We start from the raw sequence: 20,376 nt of genomic DNA, 5'->3' as shown, positions 1-20,376 counted from the left end.
GCCGACGGGAGAGATTTAACTACGGCGCTCCTGGCTGGCGTATGGACGATATACCGGGTCGGATCGAACACACTGTTCTCGGTCCGCTGACAGCGTGGGAGGATGTCACCGAGGTTCTCGACGCGGCAGTACACCACGGCATGCGAGCCTGTGTTCCACCGTGTTACGTCGACGAGGCGACCGACTACGCGTCTGGTGTCGCGATCGCGACGGTGATCGGCTTCCCCCACGGGCAGCACAGCCTCGAAACGAAATGTACGGAGGCCAACCAGGTCTGGAAAGCCGGTGCTGCCGAGATCGATCTGGTGCCGAATCTGGGGCGGGCAGCTGCCGGCGAGATCGAGCCCTTCGAAGCCGAACTCGAAGAGATCGCGGCGACCGTGCCGGTGCCCGTGAAAGCCATCCTCGAAGCACCGCTTTTCGACGACGACCAGCTCCGGGAGCTGGCTGCCGTCGCGGCCAGTACCGATATCGACTTTCTCAAAACCGCGACCGGCTTCACGGAGGGCGGTGCCACGGTCTCCGACGTCGAACTGCTCTCCGAGTACGACGACGTCAAGGCGAGTGGCGGTATCGGTTCCTGGGCGTTCGCGAAGGAACTGTTCGACGCCGGCGCAGACCGGATCGGCGCTTCCAGCGGGGACGTGATCGTCGACCAGTACCGCGAACAGACCGGACGCGAGTGACCGCTACTGGCTGCGCTCCGGCGCGCTCGTGTTCCCTTCTGCCGTACTCGTTCCAGTCTCACTCGACCCGCCCGTAGACGCGCTCGCGCTGTTTTCGTCCCACTCGAACCCGTGTGTCGTCTCTGGATGCTGAATCTGGGCGCGTTCGAGGCTGTCGATATTTTCGATCTCGATCGTGGCTTCGTAGTCGAGGAAGCCGAGTTCCTGGGTGCCCGCCTCGTCCTCGTCGAGTGTCGACTCAGTACCGATGGTCACCTGCAACGCTCGGCGCTCGATAGCTGTCTCTTCGAGGACGGCCTCGTAGTGGGGCGTCGAGGTCAGGATCGTCCCCTCGATCGTGACTGCCTCCTCACCGATGTCGAAGTCGGCCGTATCCGACTGCTCGTCTGTCCGGGACCCCGTCTGGGTCGTCTCGATCGACGAGGAGACGATCTCCGGGTAGCCGTCGACGAACGCCGACTGCTCGACAGTGTGTGTCTCGCCAGTCTCGTGTGTAACCGAGACAGTCTCGATCGACGCCCCGTCGGAGAGGTCGACTGTCGCCTCGTAGTTGACCTGTCCCTCGCATTCGATACACGTTTCACTCCCGTCTTCGACGACGTCGACTGTTAGCGAGAGCGTGCCAGCCTCGAAACTTGTCTCGACGAGTTCGGCCTCGTAACACGGCGTGGAGGCGGGGAGTGTCCCCTCGACGGTGTAGGTACTCCCCTCGGCGACGACTGCAACCGTATCGGGTTCCGGTCCTGCACAGTCGCTCCCGAGATGGGTGATCGAACTGTCGTCGATGCCACCAGTCTCGCCGCTTCCGTCGTCGCCATCGTCGCCGGTATCGCCGACACAGCCGGCGAGTCCGGCCGTCGCGAGTCCAGCTGTTCCGAGCAGTACCGTCCGTCGCGTAAGTTCGTTCATGTACGACCAGTGGACGCCCATATATAAATCCGAAGGGATGACTCAAATCGGTCTTTGAGCCATCTATGATACGCATAACCGACTGTACGCTCGGAAACTGTCAGCTCGTTTCTCCGGTCGACGCTGTTTTCGACAGCCGGACAATGTTACGATTCGCTGTGAGAATCCAGATTGAGATCGTTCTCTTCGGCGATATCTGCGAGAATACTGCCTGCGTGGTCGTCGCCGACGTCGTCGATCAGACACTCCACGAAGCCGCGGAGCAACTCCGGCCGGATCCGGAGGTCGACGTAGTTCACCTGCCCGTCGACCACGACGAAGTCGACGTCCCACTCCCTTTCTTCCGGATTGGTCATCCGAACGTCGACCCAGTCCTCTGTCGTCTCTTCGGGTTCCGTGAATATCTCTTCGGACATCATCTCCTGTACTGTTTGAATACGTATAACTCTCGCCCCTGTCTGGGGTATACACGACTCTTGCTACCACCAGGTGTGGGCCGTAACCTCTCAGATCCCATACTACAATAGACGAAGCCTGTTTCAGACCGGGAGCCAAAGCAGCCGTATGGACTGTCTGACCTGCGGCGCTGACACTGTGGCGTTCGCTATCCCTGACCGATTCGAGAATCACGTCCCCGGAGCGGAGTCGGCAGTCACACTTTGCACGCATTGTCTCTCGATGGAACCAGCCAAGAATCCACCGCCGGACGACCCCGACTTCGACCGGATCAGCGACGCCTTTCCGACGAATCCCGACGGTGCTGTTGCCTTTGCGCTCCTGCTCGGGTTGCTCGACAACCTCGCACTGTATCGGGAGGAGATCACCGAACTGTTGGAGGCAGTCGAACGGGCCGGCACCGATCCACTGCTGGCGCTCGACCGGCTGGCAGCCGATCCCGATATCGAGACCGAACTGGATCTCTCCGGCCGGCGTCGGCAACTCGAACAGCTACTCTGATTTTCTCTCCTGAGAATGTGGCCCGAGCACTCTTGATTGCTGATTCCCTACCAGTCGGTATGACGGGGTGGCAAAACCGTGTCGAGGAGCTTCTCTACGAGAGCGAGTCGGTCTCGGAGGTCCTCGATATCGACAGCTCGCGGGTCGTCGTGACGAGCCACCGCGTACTCACGTTCACCCCCGAGATGGACGGCGAGAACTTCCGGCAGGTCGAGCGCCCGAACGTCAGTGGTGTCGAGACGAGCGCCCAGGGACGGACCACACTCGCAGGCAGGAGTATCCGCTACGGGGTCTACAGTCTCATGCTCATTCTCGCGGGGCTTTTCATCGACTTCGAGGCGCTGATCGGCGACGTCTCGTTCGACGCCGAAGCGACGAGTCAGACCGGGGCCGGTGGCATCGTGAGTATCGCCGACGGGATGTTGCGCTTCATGACCCAGCTCGACCAGATCATGCAGGTCGTCGGCGCGCTCGTCTTGCTCGCTGCTGTCGCCATGTTTGCGGTCTACTGGCTGTTCCGTGTCCCCACACTCGCGATCCGGGTCGCAGGCGATGGACGGGATATCCACGTCCAGCGACCCGACGACGTCGACGGCGCGATCAGACGGCTCGAATCGGCGATCCTGCCCGACGACGAGATCGGTGGGGGCTCGGAGGGGTTGTCCTCGCTGCTGCCAAACGATCTGTTCTGATTTTGCTGTCGCAAACGTCCCAGACCTGCTGGCCTGCGACCTATATCCCTTCTGATACGACGATTCTCCACGACGACGATCGATTGAGTCGGTAACTCACAAACTATAATTATTACATTTGAGTTTTAGTGGGGCGAATATTTATGATATAACATAATTGGTCGGGGTATGGCAAAAGCTAATAGAAAAATAACTGACGAGAGACGTCGGATGGTCGATGGCTCACGGTTGACTGGGGAGATCGGGATCGACCGGGAGGAGATCAGCTGGCGGAAGGAGTACACCCAGTTCAGTCGGCAGGATAGTGACGCTCTCGAGTCGATCAGTCATCTGTTCGAGGAAATCGCAGACGAGCTGGTCGAGGAGTTTTACGATCATCTCCAGAGCTACAGCGAGACTGTCGCGATCATGGATTCCTCGTCGAAACCGATCGAGGCGTTGAAAAAGGACCAGCGGCAGTACCTGATGGATCTCGGGCGTGGCGAGTACGACCAGCAGTACTTCGACAGGCGTGCCCGGATCGGCAAGATCCACGATATGCTCGATCTCGGGCCGAAAATCTACTTCGGGGCCTACAGCATCTACTACCGGGGGATCATGGAGGCCGTCGCCGAGGATGTCAAATCGAATCTCGACGATCAGGAGCCAGCCGACGCCGTCGATACAGTCACCGAGCGGATCCTCGCGGTGCAGAAACTCATCAATCTCGACCAGCAGGTGGCGATGGATACCTACATCCACTCATACAGCCAGGAGATCGAGGACGCGCTCTCGGAACAGAAACAGCTGACGAGCCAGGTCGAATCCAACCTCCAGACGCCGATCACCGAGGTGTCGTCTGCGGCCCAGAACGTGACCGAGAGTACGACTGTGGTCAGCAACACGATCCAGCAGCAAGTCGAGGCAGCCGAAAACGTCTCCGGCGAGGTCGCGACGATGAGTGCGACGATCGAGGAGATCGCCTCGACCGCACGGGAGGTCAATCAGACGAGCGACGCGGCGGAGTCCCTCGCCGAGGAAGGGCGTGACTCGGCGGGTGACGCACTGACCGCGATGAAAGATATCGATTCGGCAGTCAGCGAGGTGTCCGAGCAGATGGACGGCCTCCAGTCCCGGATGGACGACGTCAACGAGTTCACGACAGTTATCAACGATATCGCCGAGCAGACGAACATGCTCGCGCTGAACGCCTCGATCGAGGCAGCCCGTGCCGGCGAAGCAGGCGAGGGGTTCGCGGTCGTCGCAGACGAGATCAAATCACTCGCCAGCGAGTCCAAACAGAACGCCACGGAGATCGAGGAGACCATCGAGGACGCACAGACAGATACTGAAGAGACAGCCGAGAGTCTCCAGAAGACGACCGAACAGGTCTCACAGGGAATGGCCCAGGTCCAGACTACGATGGAGAACCTGGACGAGATTCTCGACAGCGTCAGGGATGCAGCACAGGGGATCCAGGAGGTCTCTGACGCGACTGATGATCAGGCGGCGACGACCGAGGAGGTCGCCAGCATGGTCGATTCCTTCGTCAGCGAACTCGACGAGATGGCCGACGAGATGGACTCGATCGCCGAGGCAAACGAGCGCCAGACAGCGAAGATCCAGGAGATCGGTGAGGCGGCCGCACAGCTCACTTCGTAGTAGCCGCGTCTACCTCGCCGTCGGGTGTTCAGTTCGCATGGGGTGCGAACAGCACTCTAAAACGGTCTCGTCCCATACTGTGGGATGATGCATATCGAGACACTCCGCGAGCGTGCCGGGTCGCTCCCCCGGGAGCCCGGAGTGTACCAGTTTCTCGACGGCGAGCGGGTGCTCTACGTCGGCAAAGCCGTCGAACTGCGCGACCGCGTTCGCTCCTACGCAGATCCGCGCAGCGAACGCATCCGCCGGATGGTCGACCGCGCGGAAGAGATCGACGTCGCGGTCACGGACACCGAATCGCAGGCGCTGTTACTGGAAGCGAACCTCATCAAACGGCACCGGCCGAAGTACAACGTCCGGCTGAAAGACGACAAATCCTACCCGCTCGTCGCGCTCACGGACCACGAGTTTCCACAGATCCGGATCACCCGCGACCCCGAGAGCGGCTCGACTGTGTTCGGCCCCTTTACCGACAAGGGGACCGTCGAGACGGTCTGCAAGGCCCTGCGGGAGATCTACGGGGTGCGGGGCTGCTCGGATCACAAGTTCGCCAACCGGGACCGGCCCTGCCTCGACTACGATATCGGGCTCTGTACGGCCCCCTGCACTGGCGAGATCGGCCGGGCAGCGTATCTCGACGATGTCGAGTCCGTCGAGCGGTTTTTCGGCGGTGAAACGGGCGTGTTGACCGACCCGCTCCGCCGGCAGATGGAACAGGCCGCGAGCGAGGAACGGTTCGAGCGGGCCGCGAACCTCCGGGATATGCTCGAATCGGTCGAGCAGTTCCGCCAGAGCCACGACGAGGCCGTCAGTACGGCCAGCGACCAGCAGCGTCGGACCGACGTCCTCGGCGTCTCACTCGTCGGCTCGGAGCCCACAGTCGCGGTGTTGCGAGCCGAGAACGGACAGCTGGTCGACCGCGAGCAGCACACGCTGGCAGTTCCCGAGGACGGTGGGCAGTTGACGATCGACCTGGCGGGAGAGACCGACGCGGGTGTCGTGCTTGGTGCGTTCATTCCGCAGTACTACGCCGGGACGGAGCTTCCCCAACGCATTCTCTGTCCGGAACAGCCGGTCGGCGAGGGCCTCGACGAGTGGCTTTCGAGTGCGGGCGTCGAACTGGGGGTTCCCGGTGCCGGCCGTGAGGCGACACTGGTCGATCTCGCGATGAAAAACGCCCGCAAGCGTAACTCGAAACGCGACGGCGGTGCGGCGCTGGCCGATGCGCTCGGTCTCGACAGTGTCGACCGGATCGAGGGATTCGACGTCAGCCACGCCCACGGGCGGTCTGTCGTCGGGAGTAACGTCGCCTTTCTCGACGGCAGCCCGAACAAACCCGGGTATCGCCGGAAGAAACTGCCCGAGGAAAACGACGACTACGCGAATATGAAGGCGCTGCTCACCTGGCGGGCCGAGCGAGCAGTCGAGGGCCGGGACGACCGCCCCGACCCCGATCTGCTGTTGATCGACGGCGGCTCTGGCCAGCTGGCGGCTGCGCGGGACGCTCTCTCGGCGGTCGGCTGGGACCGCCCTGTGGTCGCACTGGCCAAAGCCGAGGAGCGTGTCGTCACACCCGACCGGACGTACGACTGGGCGAGCGAGGAGTCGAAACTACAGCTGCTCCAGCGTGTCCGCGACGAAGCACACAGATTTGCCGTACAGTATCACGAAACGATCCGTGACGAGGTGTCGACACCGCTAGACGAGATCGAGGGTGTCGGGCCGGAGACACGGAGACGGCTGCTCGGCAGATTTGGCAGCGTCGACGGTGTACGCGAGGCTTCAATCGACGAACTATCGGAGATCCGTGGGATCGGTAAACAGACGGCCACAGCGATCGATCGACAGCTGTCCTGATACTGGTGGCTGTAAATTCGGAAAGATATGTGCCACCACCGGTAGCCGTTTGGCTACCGAGAATCGCCTCGCGCTGCTCGGCTCATCCCGGGGTGGCGCAATTTGTCAGTTTTGTACAGCCGGCAGTATGAGTCGGGGACCCCGAACTCACGCTCTCGAATCGAGTTCCTCTCTCCAGATTCGGTCGATTTCGGCTTCGAGCCCCTCGGTATCGAGCGCATCGACACCGGAGAGGTACATCTTCGCCTCGGAGAGATGCTCCTTGACCTGTGCGATGCTCTCGACAGCTCTGGCAGACTGCAGTGAGACACGCGCCCGGTTGATCTCCAGGCGTTCCCCGAGTGCCTGCTCGAGTGATACGTCGTGTTCTGCGCCGAGGTCTGCCATCCGATCGACGAAATGTCGCGGCACCTCGAGCTGGGCGATAATCTCGCGAGACGGAAGCTCTACAGTGAGAATCTCCGTCTCCGAGCCCTCGGTTTCGAGCGAGGTGATGACGTACTTCTGGTCCTCGGCTGTCATACATAGCTGGTCGAAGTACGGTCGTATATTTATACAGCTCCTACGACTGACGAGTGCCGTCGGCTACTCTCCTTGTGAGTGGGTGTTATGAGGTAGTATCACTCTAGTTGCTCTTCCTTTCGCTGTAAGCCCTGGAGTTCGTCGATCTCGAGTCGCCACGCCTGCATCGAACTAATCGCGTCACTCCGTTCGAAAGACCGCATGAACCAGCCATTATCGACGAGTGTCTCGATGAACTGTTCGTAGGGCTCGCTCTGGGGATCGATCGCGTGAACGGGGCCCGTAACTGCAACGCTTTGCCAGTCGAACCGACCACGGATATCGGTCACCAGTAGACGCGCCCGCGCTCCTTCCGCGATGAACTCCGTTTTTTTGCTGTCATCGCTCTGGATGAGAAACGGGAAGTAGATATCGTCGCCGTCGTATCCGAACGAGACGGGAATACTGTACGGTTCGCCGTCACGACACAGTGAGAGGATCCCGTATCCCTCTGACGTGAGCAGCGTATCGACATCGTCGCTGTCCATCGGCGTCCCAGTGAACTGAGCGTACAGGTTCGATGACATATCTATCTCTTGTATGTCCAGTGATTTGAACTGTTTGGCCTGGGGAGACTCTCCGGAGCCCGCTCGCCCAGTACACATATCTGTCGCTATCGCGTATCTGTGGACGTGACGACGGCATCGTCGGACGATCGTCCCACAGTTTCGGTTCGGCCAGCGGAGCGAGCCGACCTCCTCGCTGTCTACCGGATCGAAACAGACGCCTTCCCACAGCCGTGGCCGTTCGGGGCGTTCGAACAGTATCTCGGCCAGCCTGGCTTTCTCGTCGCTGCTGACGACGCTGTCCACGGCTACATCGTCGCCGACCGTGTCAGAGATCGCGGGAGACTCGTTGGCCACATCAAGAATCTGGCTGTCCACGAAGCGCACCGCCGCCAGGGGTTCGGGAAACTCCTGCTTACTCGCGGTATCGATCTCCTGCGCAGCCAGGGTGCCGAGTTGGTAAAACTCGAAGTCCGGGAAAGCAACGGACCTGCGCTCGATCTTTACCGATCCTACGAGTTCGAACACCGGGCGACGGTCGATGGCTACTACAACGACGGCGAGGATGCCCTCCTGCTCGTCCGGGAGCTCTAATACTGGTGGATATGAGACGCTGAAGAATTTCGACTCACCAGGACAACCAACAGTTGCTTGTCAGCTCTGGTTCTATCTGTGTTCGTGAACGCTGTCGACCGGGACCGGCTCGTCCTCGGAACGGTCGTGTTCGCCGTCCTCTTCGCCCAGGTGTTGCTCTATCCGGGGATCCCGGATCTCGTCGTCGCCCTCGGTGCGAGCCCGGCGGCGTGGGGTGGTGATGTCGGTGCCGTCCTCGATGCCGGCAAGTGGTTTCTCACGGCCGAGTTTCTGGGATTCATCCTCTTTGCGGGCGTCTGGGGCGCGATAAGCGACAGTGTCGGCTATCGCGTCCCACTCGTCGCCGCCGGCGGTGTCTTCGGTGCGATCGGCTATCTCGTGCTCGCCGTCGCGCCGACGCTGTTTGCAGTGCCCTACGAGGCGATCCTCCTGCTCAGGTTCGTCCAGGGGATCGCGACGATCGGTGCCTTCTCGCTCGCGATGACGACGCTGATGGATCTCGGCGGCGGCCACGGCCGGAACATGGGGACTGCCGGACTCGCAATCGGGCTGGGGACCGCCCTCGGCTCGCCGATCGGCGGCCAGCTCTACGGGCTGGGACCGTTCGTCCCGCTGTACGCTGCTGCTGTCGCGTTACTCGTCGCTGGCGTGCTCGCTACCCTGGCGACCGACCGCACACCGGGTGCCCAGTCGACCAGCCCACTGGCGATCGCCGGCACACTCCGCGAGCAGTGGTCACTCGCGGTCCCATTCGCCTTCGGCTTCGTCGACCGGCTCACGGCCGGGTTTTTTGCCCTCGTCGGCACGGTCTACTTCCAGTCCGAACTCGGCCTCGACGCCGCCGGGACTGGGCTGTTACTCGGTGCCTTCTTCGTCCCGTTCGCACTGTTTCAGTACCCAATGGGCCGTCTCTCCGATCGAATCGGTCGGATTATTCCGGTCGCAGCGGGCTCGCTGGCCTACGGTGTGGCCGTTATCAGCGTCTTCTATGCGCCGTCTGTCCCCATTACTGCCACGGCGATGGTGTTCGTCGGCATCCTCGGTGCCTTCGTCGCACCAGCCACGATGGCGCTGGTGACCGATCTCGCTGCGGAGAACAGCCGCGGCGTCGCGATGGGTGGGTTCAATATTTTCGGAAGTCTGGGATTTTTGAGCGGGATCATCGGCGGTGCGACTGTCGCAGGTGGTGTGAGCTTCGAGGCCGCGTTTCTGGTCGTCGGTCTCGCCGAGGTGTTCATCGCGATCGTCGCACTGCCGCTTCTGTTCCGACTCGACGTTCCTGTCGTGCCGTGGATCGAGAAACAGGAACGTCTCCGATGATCGGGACGCTCCGTCAGCTACTGCCCGGTGCAAAGCATTCATCTATCTGTATCTACATGTAACTGCAGGCACAATTAGATGAGTTCAGACCGTCGCCACTGGGCACAGGGCCATCTCCGCCGGATCGGATCGGTCGTTCGGGAGATTGTCGAACTGGCGGTCGAAAAGGAGATTCATTTTCTGGCTGCGAGCATCGCCTACTACACGTTCGCTGCGTTGATTCCACTGTTTCTTTTCGCGTTCGTCGCGATTTCGGCCATCGGCGGTGACGAGCTGGCACTGCAGGTCGTTCTGATGACCCAGGAGTTTCTGACACCCACCAGCCAGGAGTTTCTCCGGGATGCAATCGGACAGACGGAGGGGCGGACAGGCGTCATCTTCGGTGCAAGCCTGGTGTTCGCCTGGAGTATGTTCCGGCTGATCCGGAGTCTCGAGATCGCGATCTCGATGGTGTACGAGACGGAGCTTTCCCCGCCGATTCTGGCACAGATCTCGACGGCTGCGACGCTGTTTTTTTCGATCCTCATCGCAGGCTCCGGCCTGGCCAGTATCAGCCTCTTTCTGACGGTGCTCCCGGGAAATCCGCTCGTTGGCCTCCTCACGTCGGGGGTAGTCCCCGTCGCGCTCGTCTTCGTGTTCTGGCCCATCTACTATCTGCTTCCGGCCGTCGATCATTCCGTGGTCGACGCACTGCCCGGGACGATCGTCGCGTCGGTGAGCTGGCTCCTATTGAATCTCCTGGTTGCGCTCTATCCGGTGATCGCAGTCCGGTATCAGATCTACGGCTTGCTCGGGGGTGTGTTGCTGTTGCTCGTGTGGTTCTACGTCAGCGCCATGATAATCGTCTTCGGTGCTGTGATCAATGCGGTTCTCTACGACGCATCTGATGGAACTGACCACGCCTCGGACTCCGCCCTCTCTACACGATAGCATCCAATATCGTGATCGTTCGAGTCCGGGCGGGATTTCTTTCGGGGTCAGATCGTCGACGGAACAGTACCAAAACTCCCATATCCTCCCATCCCGACCGTAGGCATACCATCAGGTGGTTTCCGTGACAAAAAAAAGCGAATACACAGACGATTACCGAGACAAGACGCTGTATCTCCCGGGTCCAACCGAAGTCCGCGACGACGTCATCGAGGCGATGGCCGAACCGATGTTCGGACACCGGATGGACCGGATGACGGATCTGTACACGACCATCGTCGAGGATACGAAAGAGTTCCTCGACACCGACCAGGACGTGATCATTCTCACGGCCTCCGGCACCGAGTTCTGGGAGTCGACGACGCTCAACCTCGTCGAGGACGATATGCTCGTGCCGACCTCCGGTGCGTTCAGCGAACGGCAGGCCAACGTCGCCGACCGCCTCGGAAAAAACGTCGACCGCATCGAGTACGAGTGGGGCAAGGCGGTCAAACCCGAGGATATCCGCGCAAAACTCGACGAAAACGACTACGACGCCGTCGGCGCAGTGATGAACGAAACCTCGACCGGCGTGCGTAACCCCATCGAGGAGATCGGTGACGTCGTCGACGAGTATCCGGACACCTACTTCGTCGTCGACGCGATCTCCTGTCTCGGTGGCGATTACATCGATATCGACGAACACGGCATCGATGCGATCTTCACCTCGACGCAGAAGGCCTTCGCGATGCCACCCGGACTCGCGGTCTGTACCGTCAGCGAGGAGGCTTACGAGCGCGAACTATCGAAAGACTCCGCTTCGTGGTACGGTGGCTTCCAGCGCTGTCTGGATTACTACGACCGGAAGGGCCAGACCCACTCGACGCCGGCCATTCCGATCATGCTCGCCTACCGCAAGCAGATGAAACACATGCTCGAGGAAACCCACGAAGAGCGTGACAAACGTCATCAGGAGATGGCCGAGTACACCCGCGACTGGGCCCGCGAGCATTTCGGCCTGTTCCCCGAGGAGGGCTACGAGTCCCAGACTGTGACCTGTATCGAGAACACGCAGGGCATCGACGTCGCCGAGACTGTCGAGACTGTCTCCGAGGAGTACGATATGGTCTTCTCCAGTGGCTACGGCGACCTCAGCGAGGAGTCGTTCCGGATCGGCCACATGGGCGAACACACCGTCGAGAGTATCACGGAACTCACGGACGCCATCGAGGACGTCGCCGGACTCTGAATTCATCCACTATTTCCAGACGCGGTGTTCAGACTGTTTGCCGACGAGGACGACGCCGACGGTTCGTTAATGACACTGGCCGATGAATATATCGTATGAGAGAGTTCACGAAAGCGCTCCTCGTCGGAGGCGGCGTGTTCCTCGCTGGCTGGATCGGCTGGGGGCTCTACTCCGCACGAACGGCAAAACCGGTCCCCTACGAGCGACTCCAGCGGCTGGATGGCATCGAACTCCGTCGGTACCCGGAGCTCACTCTCGCCGAGACGACCGCACCGAACCAGACGACGGCGTTTCGACGACTCTTCCGGTACATCTCGGGTGCAAACAGGAGCAGTGAGTCGATCTCGATGACTGCACCCGTCGAAACACAGGGCGGGACCACGATCCCGATGACTGCGCCCGTGCGATCTGACTCGGACGGGAGCGAAGATGCGGTCCGGATGGCATTCTATCTGCCGCCGGAGTACAGCCCCGAAACTGCCCCCGAACCGACAGACTCGACTGTCGAACTGGTCACAGAGCCGCCGAAAACCGTCGCGGTCGACCAGTTTTCCTGGTACGCACCGGCGTGGCGGGTCAGACGACACGAACGAACCCTCCTCTCGACGCTCGAACGTGAGGATATCGAGCCGCGTGGTGAACCGTCGTTGCTCCGGTACAACGACCCCTGGACACCGCCGTTTATGCGACGGAACGAAGTGGAAATCGAGGTTGCTTCCGGGACTGTCGAGTAAGCAAGCTGAAAGACGGAATACTTAGGAGTCGATAGCACCAAACTCACGACAGTATGGGACTGTTCCGGTCGGACGAGCTCCTGGGCATCGCGCGGGAGACGATGGATTTCGTTCTCTCGGCCTCCGAGGAGACACACCCGAACGAGTATATGGGATTTTTGCGAGCCGACGATGCGAGCCGACTCGGACTCGACCGGGATGGACAGGTCATCACCGACGTGCTCGTCCTCCCGGGCACTGAGTCGGGGCCGACGAGCGCGAAAGTCAAGGAGATGATGCAGCCCAACAACGTCCAGTCGGTCGGCTCGGTCCACTCACACCCCAACGGTGTCCTCCGGCCCAGTGATGCCGACCTCCGGACCTTCGGCAAAGGGAAGGTCCACATCATCGTCGGCGCACCCTATCGCAGGGGTGACTGGCAGGCCTTCGACAATCAGGGCGAACCGACGACGCTCGACGTCCTCAACGTTCCACTTCCCGAGGAGGAGTTTTTCGATATCACACAGGACGAGATCGATCAGGAACTCCGCGACGAAGAGTGGGAGGAGAAACAAAACGGCGGACTGTTCTCCTGGTTCCGGTAGTCGATTAACTCACTGTCTCTGTCTCTTCGGCATCGCGTTCCAGATCACGTTCGAGTTCACGGTCGATCTCGTCCTGGACGTCGGACATCGATTCGACAGTGAGGACGTTCCCGCCGCCGGGGTCGATGACGATCACCTCCTCGCCTTCCTCGATTTCGCCGTCGAAGCTCCGCGCCTTGTAGTAGGGGTTGAATCCACCCTCGTCGAGTTTGATCTCGCCTGACTGCGTGGTGACACGCTCGACGACACGGCCGGATTTCCCGCGCAGCGAGGCCGAGTCGCTCGTCTTTCCTTTGCTGTCCCCACCGTAGAGATCCAGCTCCCGGTAGACGTACAGCGTCCCGACGGAGGTGACGAGGACGACCGCTGCCATAATCGTGAGCACGAGTGGATCCGGAATCGCGTCTGGCAGGAGCACCCCGACCAGCCCGGCCGCGAAGATCCCGGTCCCAGCGACGAAAAAGTGTGCCCCGGGGGCGAACGCCTCCGCGATGATGAGCCCAGCGCCAGCTATCAGCATAAAAAGGGCGATGCTCCCCATCAGCGTGCCAAGGACCATATACCATATTAGGCTGCTCGGCAGATAACAGTTCGGGGTGGTTTCCGGGCTGGATACTTATTATTGCGAGTCTTTCCCGCCGGGTATCGAGAGAATAAGTCTGAGCGCCGAAACAGCCTCGTTTTCGCTACCGTGCCGAAAATGACCGCAATCATCACGAACTGTCTCTCCGAACGAGTCGTTTATGCGGCGGGCCATCGACACCACAGATATGGACGTGAAGTCACGCCACCACCTCCGGTCGGACGCGATCAGCGAGATCCAGGATGGGATCGAGGAGCAGCTCGGAGTCACGGTCGCTGCTGACTCCTTCGAGAAGGTCGAACTGACTGGCGGGGACTGGAACGTCGTCCTGGTCGACGGCGAACCGCTCGTGCTCTACGTCGAAGGCGACGGCGAGGACGAACCATTCCTCACTGTCAGGGGGGCAAACGAGTTCCCGCCGACGAAACGGATCGTTACCGTCGACACTGGCGCGATCCAGTTCGTCTCCGACGGGGCTGACGTGATGCGCCCCGGCATCGTCGAGGCCGGCGACGAAATCGAGGCGGGCGATCTGGTCGTCATCAACGAGGAAGCCCACGGGAAGTTCCTCGCGATCGGTCGCGCGAAGACTGACGGCTCGGATATGGTCGGCGACGAGGGCCGTGTCGTGGAATCGATCCACCACGTCGGCGACGATCTGTACGAACTGACTGTCTGAGAGTCGAGTTTCTGTTGGGTGCTGTCTAGTTTGACCTGCGTACTGCGATTAGAACAACAAGAAAGCTCCGAGACTTCTTGTTGTTTCGAGAAATAATTCTCGTTCAGTTTTCTTCTCCCGGGATTTTCTTCCTGTTTTGAACCACGACGGTTCAATTTTTCACAATAGACACCAGTTGCGACGGAAAGCGAACCCACTTAGTAGGGGAAACCGAACGCTCCTGTATGAGTGGACAACGCCAGACGGCCGCGGAGATCGCAGTCGTCGATTACGGACTCGGGAACTTGCGGAGTGTCACTCGCGGGCTAGAGCGTGCCGGCGCAGCAGTGGAAATATCCGACGATCCCGCGGTAATCGAAGACGCCGACGGCATCGTCCTGCCGGGTGTCGGTGCCTTCAGCGAAGGCATGGAAAACGCCGGCCCCTTCCGGGAGCTGCTGATCGAGGAGGCCGAGGCCGGGAAACCCCTCTTCGGGATCTGTCTCGGGATGCAGATGCTCCTGAGTACGAGCGAGGAGGCCAAACACGCCGGCGAGGGGAGTGCAGAGGGACTCGATCTCATCCCCGGCACGAACGTCCGGTTCCCCGACGATGTGAAAGTGCCACAGATGGGCTGGAACACGCTGTCGGTAGAGCGCGATCACCCGCTCGTTGGCGGACCCGCGCTCGCAGACCCCGACGGCGAGCCAGATCCGGACCGCTCGGTCGACGGCGAGTACGCCTACTTCGTCCACTCCTACTACGCGAAACCCGACGATCCGAACGCTGTCGTCGCCACGACGGATTACGGCACCGACTTCGCCAGTATCGTCGCAAACGAGGCCGGCAACGTCTTCGGTACGCAGTTCCACCCCGAGAAATCCGGCGAGACCGGGCTGACGATCCTCCGGAACTTCGTCGATATGTGCGAGCCGTAACCCGATCAGTTCCGTCCGTTTCGTCTCCAGAACCGCAGCCGTGAGCCGCTGCCAGTCTGTTGTTTCGGTCTAGCACTCGTCGTCGGCTGGTCGTAGCTCGCCGGTCCGGTCGCAGCCGCCTCGACCCGTCGAAGTTTCGTCGGGTGGCCGATAACGAAGATGCTGTCACCGGGGACGAACTCCCGGTCTCGGTTGGGGATCGTTTCGATGGCTCCGGTGCTGTCTTCGATGGCGATGACCGACAGCCCGAGTTCACCGACGGTCATCCCGACCAGCGTGGCTCCGTCCGCGACTTCGGCGATGTCCATCGTCTCGTCGGCCCGGCGGAGCATCCCCATGAACGTCCGGTCGACGCGCTCGTCTGCTGCGAGTGTCATCAGTCGGTAGCTCGTCCGCGGATCGAGTTTGGTCACGATATCGCTACGGGCACTCACCGTGACAGTCTGCCCGGCCGTCGCGCGCAACTCGGCGGTCCCGATCCGTTCGCTCTCGTTCCAGATCTGGATCGTATCACCGGGACTGGCGCTAAAGGCCGGATCCGCCTGGATTGCCGTCGCGTTCATGCCGGGCGGCAGCGCAGGACCGATTCCGGATGCGCGCCGGCCGACCGCCAGATACTCGACGGTCCCATCGACGGTCAGATCGATGTCGACGTGGGCGATATCGTAGTCGGTCCGCAGCCGTGTCGCGAGTGCCTCCTGTAGCCGCTCGACGGTCAGCCCTCGTGAGAAGTTGTACGTCTCCCCAGCGAGTTGCTCCTTGGTCTCTTCTGTCACCGGATCGTAGCCGCTGATGTCGTTGATCTCTGTCGGAATCTCGACAGTGATCAGCCGCCCGGTCGCCCGGACGAAGGGGCTCAGATCCGGCCTGAGTGTCCGGTTGACCTGCTCTGTGGCACCGAACCGGTCGCCGACCCGCCAGCCGGCACTCGCGGCAAACGCGCTCGCGATCAGGATCAACAGATTGGTCACGATCGCCGTCCGCGTGAGCAAACCCCCGTTGTCGCCGAGAAACTCGACGAGGGCGATCCGCGTGTTGAGATAGATGCCGACGGCACCGAGACCGAGCAACAGCGCGGGCCCCTCCGGGAGCTGGATTCCGGCCCGCCACCGAAACAAGAAGGCAGCCGATCCGGCGACGAACCCCGACAACAGCGCGAGGCCGACGACTCGAAACAGCAACACCAGAATCGGTGTCTCGATGGCGCTGTGGATCGTGCTGATAATCGTCCCGACGAGCGTCATGCTGTCTCCTCCCTGAAAGACCTGATCGCGTTCGGTTTGCCGGTGATAATCAGCTCGTCACCGGCTTCGAGCCGTCTCGATCCGCGCGGGGCGACGATCCGTTCGGTCCGCCGTCGGATCGCGAGAATCGCAACTCCGTACCGATCCCGTATCGCTGATTCGCCGATTGTCACACCGTCGAACGGACCGTTCGCTTCGAGGCTGACGAGTTCGAACTGGTTCCCGTCGCGCTGGAGGATATCCAGCGCCTCGTACTCCCGGCTTTTCCCGCGGGACTGGACGGTGATCTTCGCGAACTCCTCGCCGAGGAGCCGCCGTGCCTCGTCCGCGGAGAGTGCAACGGTTACAGATCCGTCGCCGCCGTCGGTCGTGGGTGCCCGAACTGGTTTCTCGTCGGTTCCCCCGTCCGTCTCCGGCTCCCCATCGGGACCAGCCGGCGTCGAATTCGACTCGGTGCTGGCCGTTCGGGCGCTGACGACCTTTCCTGTCACCGGGCTCTCCGCGAGATCGATGCGTACCCTGTCACCGATTGCCAGTCCGGTCGGGAGCAGTGTTTTGATCGACGCGGCCCGCTTGCCCGACGGGACGCGCCGTGAGAGCCCGGCCCGTCCGGGCGCGGCACGGATCTCCGCGAGTCCGTCGGCGTTGATCGATATTTCGACCTCGGAGAGGCCGTACTCTTCGAGCAGTTTCTCCGACAGCCGCATCTCCAGTTCGGGCAGCGACAGGTCGGCCGAGAACTTCCAGGAGTCCGCCCGGATCGACTCCCGTGTTTCCTCCGACAGCGGCGGGTAGCCCTCGATATCTTCGATCGAGCCGATCGGTTTGATCCGGATCTGGCCGTAGGAGTCGACCCGCTCCAGAATATCAGCAGACAGTCCGACCTGGCGCAATCCGGAGAGTGTGAGCTGGCGTGGGACCGCGGCACCGAGTTTGTCGCCCTGGCTGTGGGCCCACAGCGAGAGCATCAACACGATCAGGAAGGCCGCCATCCCGGCGCTGCTCTGTGCGACCTCTTCGTCGAGCAACCCGACCAGCCCACCCGAGATACCGGCGAGACCGCCTGCGAGAACGACGACACCGAGCCCCGGAATACTCACGCCGGTCAGATACCGGAAGCTGAACCCGAGTGCGAATGCGACGACGGCCGGGAAAATACCAGCGAGCAAACCCAGATAGACACCCAGTCCGATATCGAACAAAATATCCGAGACCATACACACTCTGTCGAACCAGCGTACTTGAAAGATCCGGATAGTTCACTGGCCGAACGATTATGATCCGTGATCGAAATATCTCTGTCTATGGACCAACATAGGCAGATCGCGCTCGGTGGGCTGTTGCTCGCATTGCTGGTACTGACGGGTGTCGTTCTCCGGGCTGTCCTCCAGACGGTGGTGTTTGCAGTGACTGTCGCGTACGTCCTCTATCCCGTTCGTCAGTGGTTCGCCAGACGGACCACAGACCGGATCGCGAGTGCGATCGCCACGCTGACGACGTTTTTCGCTGTTGTACTGGTTTTTTCGCCACTGGCCTTTCTTCTCTACGAACGGCGTGACGAGGCAATCTCGGTGATCCAGCAGCTTCCGGATACGATCTCTGTGACAGTCGGGGAGCCTGTCTACGATGTCGAGACCGCACCTGCTGTCGATGCCGCGACAGACTGGATCAGTGATTTCGCGCTGAATACCGCCGTTGCTGCGCCGGAGATCGCACTCCAGTTGACTCTGTTTACGCTCCTTCTGTACGGCATCCTGTATAAACCACACAAGGCACAGAGCGCGATTCTCGCTGCTGTGCCGGCGAAGTATCACGATATTCTCCGTCGCCTCCACGAGCGGACCCGGATGACGCTGTTTGCGATCTACGTTCTCCAGGCACTCACAGCGATTGCCACATTCATCATTGCCGTGATCGTCTTCTGGGGACTCGGTTACGAAGCGGTGCTGACACTCGCTGCTATCGCCGGCATTCTGCAGTTTATTCCGATTGTCGGTCCGAGCCTGCTCGTCTTCGTGATCGCGGCCAACGACTTCCTGGTCGGGTTTCCGGTCCGGGGTATCGCTGTTCTGGCGGCCGGGCTCTTGCTTATCTCGTTTATGCCCGATGCGATTATCAGAACGCAACTCGCCGGATACACCGGCAAACTCCCGGCGACGCTCTATTTCGTCGGTTTCGTCGGCGGCATTCTCACGATCGGTGCCATCGGGATCATCCTCGGCCCGCTCGTGGTCGCGCTGCTCGTCGAGGTCGTCCAGTTACTCTCCGAGCGGACTGAATCGGAACAGCAGTCACTGTCCGAAACAGCACAAAAAGAGTCGTCTCAGTAGTGGATACTCTCGTCGAGCGCCCCTTTGACTGCCTCGTGGACTGCCTCACCGAGTGTCGGATGGATGTGGATCGTCGCGGCGACATCTTCGAGTGTCGCGCCGAGTTCGATCGCGACGGCGAGTTCGGCGACGAGTTCGGAGGCCTCTGGCCCGACGATCTGTGCACCGAGCAGAAAGCCCGTCTCGTCGTCGGCGACGACGCGGACGAACCCCTCACGCTCGTTCAGTGTGAGCGCGCGCCCGGACGCCCGCAGGGGCATCTGACCCACGACTGGGTCGTAGCCGGCTTCCTCGGCTTCCGTTTCCGTCATGCCGACGTTGCCGATCTCGGGATCGGTGAAGACGGCCGCGGGGATCGCCTGGTAGTCGAGTGCCGAGGGCTCGCCGGCGATGACCTCCGCGGCGACTTCTCCCTCTTTGAACGCCTTGTGTGCGAGCATCGGATCACCGGCCACGTCGCCGACGGCAAAGATGTGATCGAGCGATGTCCGCGCCCGGTCGTCCGTCTCGATGACGCCCTCCTCGATCTCGATATCGACGGCATCGAGATTGAGTGTGTCCGTGACGGGTCGGCGGCCGACCGCGACGAGACACTTTTCGCCCTCGAACTCCGCCATCTCGTTGTCGTCGCTTTCGGCCCGGACGACGACTCCTTCGTCGGTCTCCTCCCAGTTTTTGGCTGTCTGGCCGAACTGGAAGTCGATTCCCAGTGTTTCGGCCCGCTCGCGGACGACTTTCGTCACGTCGTCTTCGTAGGTCGGCAGGGCGTTATCCAGCTGTTCGACGACGGTCACGTCACAGCCGAGCTTCTGGTAGACCGTCGCCAGCTCCATCCCGATGTAACCAGCACCCACGACCAGCAGACTCTCCGGCACAGTGTCGAGTGCGAGCGCGTCCCGCGAGGAGAGGATCTGCTCGCCGTCGAACTCGAAGTTCGGGATCTCGATCGGCCTGCTGCCGGTCGCGACGATCGCGTGTTCGAACTCGATCGACTCCGAGCCCTGGCCCTCGCCGCTCTGGACGATCCGCGCTCTGTTCTCGCCGTCGAACTCGGCGCGTCCCTCGATCAGCGTCGCGCCCGCTTGCTCGCACAGCGATTCGACACCTTTCGTCAGTCTCGTCACGAGCCGATCTTTCCAGGAGACCATCCCCTGCATGTCGACCGCCGGATCGGCGTAGATCCCCATTCGCTCGGCATCGCCAGCCGTGTGTGCGATGTCCGTCGCGGAGATCAGTGCCTTCGAGGGGATACAGCCGTGGTTCAGGCAGGTCCCGCCGTAGGCGTCCATCTCGACCAGTGTCACGTCCAGATCGAGTTGTCCGGCGCGGATCGTCGCCACGTAGCCACCCGGTCCGCCGCCGATTACCAGTACATCAGTTCCCGTAGTAACGTCTCCTACAACCATTGTTATGTATTTCTCTGT

General features: G+C 61.2%; 22 protein-coding genes. 14 read left to right on the top strand and 8 right to left on the bottom strand.

What is annotated here, in order from left to right:
- Window positions 1–41: 41 nt before the first annotated feature.
- Window positions 42–686: a deoxyribose-phosphate aldolase gene (gene deoC, locus EOW68_RS02500; RefSeq protein WP_128223600.1), complete on the top strand. Its 645-nt coding sequence runs from the start codon at window positions 42–44 to the stop codon at window positions 684–686.
- A 3-nt stretch (window positions 687–689) separates the two neighbouring features.
- Here deoC and EOW68_RS02495 read toward each other — a convergent pair whose 3' ends face one another.
- Entirely contained in the window at window positions 690–1,595 is a 906-nt protein-coding gene (locus EOW68_RS02495; RefSeq protein ID WP_128223599.1) for a hypothetical protein, read from the bottom strand.
- A 146-nt stretch (window positions 1,596–1,741) separates the two neighbouring features.
- The gene (locus EOW68_RS02490; RefSeq protein ID WP_431358706.1) at window positions 1,742–2,011 is read right to left on the bottom strand and encodes a hypothetical protein; all 270 of its coding nucleotides are present in this window, start codon (window positions 2,009–2,011) and stop codon (window positions 1,742–1,744) included.
- 148 nt (window positions 2,012–2,159) lie between these two features.
- On the opposite strand from EOW68_RS02490, the gene EOW68_RS02485 reads away from it, so the two are divergent.
- From EOW68_RS02485 to EOW68_RS02470, 4 genes are all read left to right on the top strand, one after another.
- On the top strand, window positions 2,160–2,552 hold the full coding sequence (locus tag EOW68_RS02485) for a DUF6276 family protein (RefSeq protein WP_128223597.1): 393 nt from the start codon (window positions 2,160–2,162) through the stop codon (window positions 2,550–2,552).
- A gap of 59 nt (window positions 2,553–2,611) precedes the next feature.
- The gene (locus tag EOW68_RS02480) at window positions 2,612–3,244 is read left to right on the top strand and encodes a hypothetical protein (protein WP_128223596.1); all 633 of its coding nucleotides are present in this window, start codon (window positions 2,612–2,614) and stop codon (window positions 3,242–3,244) included.
- Between the two features lie 168 nt (window positions 3,245–3,412).
- A complete protein-coding gene (locus EOW68_RS02475; RefSeq protein ID WP_128223595.1) occupies window positions 3,413–4,885 on the top strand; it encodes a globin-coupled sensor protein in 1,473 nt (490 codons plus the stop codon).
- Window positions 4,886–4,972: 87 nt separating this feature from the next.
- On the top strand, window positions 4,973–6,742 hold the full coding sequence (locus EOW68_RS02470) for an excinuclease ABC subunit C (RefSeq protein WP_128223594.1): 1,770 nt from the start codon (window positions 4,973–4,975) through the stop codon (window positions 6,740–6,742).
- A gap of 147 nt (window positions 6,743–6,889) precedes the next feature.
- On the opposite strand, the gene EOW68_RS02465 is transcribed toward EOW68_RS02470, so the two are convergent.
- Both EOW68_RS02465 and EOW68_RS02460 read right to left on the bottom strand, forming a co-directional pair.
- Window positions 6,890–7,264 carry a hypothetical protein gene (locus EOW68_RS02465; protein WP_128223593.1) on the bottom strand — a complete coding sequence of 125 codons (375 nt, stop codon included), beginning with the start codon at window positions 7,262–7,264 and terminating at the stop codon, window positions 6,890–6,892.
- Window positions 7,265–7,362: 98 nt separating this feature from the next.
- On the bottom strand, window positions 7,363–7,830 hold the full coding sequence (locus EOW68_RS02460; RefSeq protein WP_431358705.1) for a pyridoxamine 5'-phosphate oxidase family protein: 468 nt from the start codon (window positions 7,828–7,830) through the stop codon (window positions 7,363–7,365).
- A 105-nt stretch (window positions 7,831–7,935) separates the two neighbouring features.
- On the opposite strand from EOW68_RS02460, the gene rimI reads away from it, so the two are divergent.
- The 6 genes from rimI (at window position 7,936) to EOW68_RS02430 (ending at window position 13,199) form a co-directional block, all read left to right on the top strand.
- Window positions 7,936–8,403: a ribosomal protein S18-alanine N-acetyltransferase gene (gene rimI / locus EOW68_RS02455; protein WP_128223591.1), complete on the top strand. Its 468-nt coding sequence runs from the start codon at window positions 7,936–7,938 to the stop codon at window positions 8,401–8,403.
- A gap of 84 nt (window positions 8,404–8,487) precedes the next feature.
- Window positions 8,488–9,723, top strand: a complete 1,236-nt coding sequence (locus EOW68_RS02450) for an MFS transporter (RefSeq protein WP_128223590.1) — start codon at window positions 8,488–8,490, stop codon at window positions 9,721–9,723.
- A 78-nt stretch (window positions 9,724–9,801) separates the two neighbouring features.
- Window positions 9,802–10,653 carry a YihY/virulence factor BrkB family protein gene (locus EOW68_RS02445; protein WP_128223589.1) on the top strand — a complete coding sequence of 284 codons (852 nt, stop codon included), beginning with the start codon at window positions 9,802–9,804 and terminating at the stop codon, window positions 10,651–10,653.
- A 124-nt stretch (window positions 10,654–10,777) separates the two neighbouring features.
- On the top strand, window positions 10,778–11,881 hold the full coding sequence (locus EOW68_RS02440; RefSeq protein ID WP_128223588.1) for a pyridoxal-phosphate-dependent aminotransferase family protein: 1,104 nt from the start codon (window positions 10,778–10,780) through the stop codon (window positions 11,879–11,881).
- Window positions 11,882–11,976: 95 nt separating this feature from the next.
- Entirely contained in the window at window positions 11,977–12,615 is a 639-nt protein-coding gene (locus EOW68_RS02435) for an SOUL family heme-binding protein (protein WP_431358704.1), read from the top strand.
- 53 nt (window positions 12,616–12,668) lie between these two features.
- Entirely contained in the window at window positions 12,669–13,199 is a 531-nt protein-coding gene (locus EOW68_RS02430) for a Mov34/MPN/PAD-1 family protein (RefSeq protein WP_128223587.1), read from the top strand.
- Between the two features lie 4 nt (window positions 13,200–13,203).
- On the opposite strand, the gene EOW68_RS02425 is transcribed toward EOW68_RS02430, so the two are convergent.
- Window positions 13,204–13,758, bottom strand: coding sequence for an NfeD family protein (locus EOW68_RS02425; protein WP_128223586.1), 555 nt, complete (start codon window positions 13,756–13,758; stop codon window positions 13,204–13,206).
- A gap of 211 nt (window positions 13,759–13,969) precedes the next feature.
- Between EOW68_RS02425 and EOW68_RS02420 the strand changes: the two genes are divergently transcribed.
- Complete coding sequence (locus EOW68_RS02420) at window positions 13,970–14,461, top strand: RNA-binding protein (protein WP_128223585.1); 492 nt, start codon at window positions 13,970–13,972, stop codon at window positions 14,459–14,461.
- A 224-nt stretch (window positions 14,462–14,685) separates the two neighbouring features.
- Window positions 14,686–15,378: an imidazole glycerol phosphate synthase subunit HisH gene (hisH, locus tag EOW68_RS02415; RefSeq protein ID WP_128223584.1), complete on the top strand. Its 693-nt coding sequence runs from the start codon at window positions 14,686–14,688 to the stop codon at window positions 15,376–15,378.
- Window positions 15,379–15,383: 5 nt separating this feature from the next.
- Here hisH and EOW68_RS02410 read toward each other — a convergent pair whose 3' ends face one another.
- Together EOW68_RS02410 and EOW68_RS02405 are read right to left on the bottom strand one after the other, a co-directional pair.
- Window positions 15,384–16,622 carry a TrkA C-terminal domain-containing protein gene (locus EOW68_RS02410; protein ID WP_128223583.1) on the bottom strand — a complete coding sequence of 413 codons (1,239 nt, stop codon included), beginning with the start codon at window positions 16,620–16,622 and terminating at the stop codon, window positions 15,384–15,386.
- A complete protein-coding gene (locus EOW68_RS02405) occupies window positions 16,619–17,839 on the bottom strand; it encodes a cation:proton antiporter regulatory subunit (RefSeq protein WP_431358703.1) in 1,221 nt (406 codons plus the stop codon). Before EOW68_RS02405 ends, EOW68_RS02410 begins: the two co-directional genes overlap by 4 nt.
- An 87-nt stretch (window positions 17,840–17,926) precedes the next feature.
- Here EOW68_RS02405 and EOW68_RS02400 point away from each other — a divergent pair, with 87 nt between their 5' ends.
- Entirely contained in the window at window positions 17,927–18,952 is a 1,026-nt protein-coding gene (locus EOW68_RS02400) for an AI-2E family transporter (protein ID WP_128223581.1), read from the top strand.
- Here EOW68_RS02400 and lpdA read toward each other — a convergent pair.
- Window positions 18,946–20,358, bottom strand: a complete 1,413-nt coding sequence (gene lpdA, locus EOW68_RS02395) for a dihydrolipoyl dehydrogenase (RefSeq protein WP_128223580.1) — start codon at window positions 20,356–20,358, stop codon at window positions 18,946–18,948. The genes EOW68_RS02400 and lpdA overlap by 7 nt on opposite strands.
- Window positions 20,359–20,376 lie beyond the last annotated feature (18 nt).

This window comes from Halovenus amylolytica (assembly GCA_004015825.1).
In the GTDB taxonomy this organism is placed as follows: Archaea; Halobacteriota; Halobacteria; order Halobacteriales; family Haloarculaceae; genus Halovenus; species Halovenus amylolytica.
Note: the sequence above shows the minus strand (reverse complement) of the source record. Positions and strands in the feature narration are given on the sequence as shown.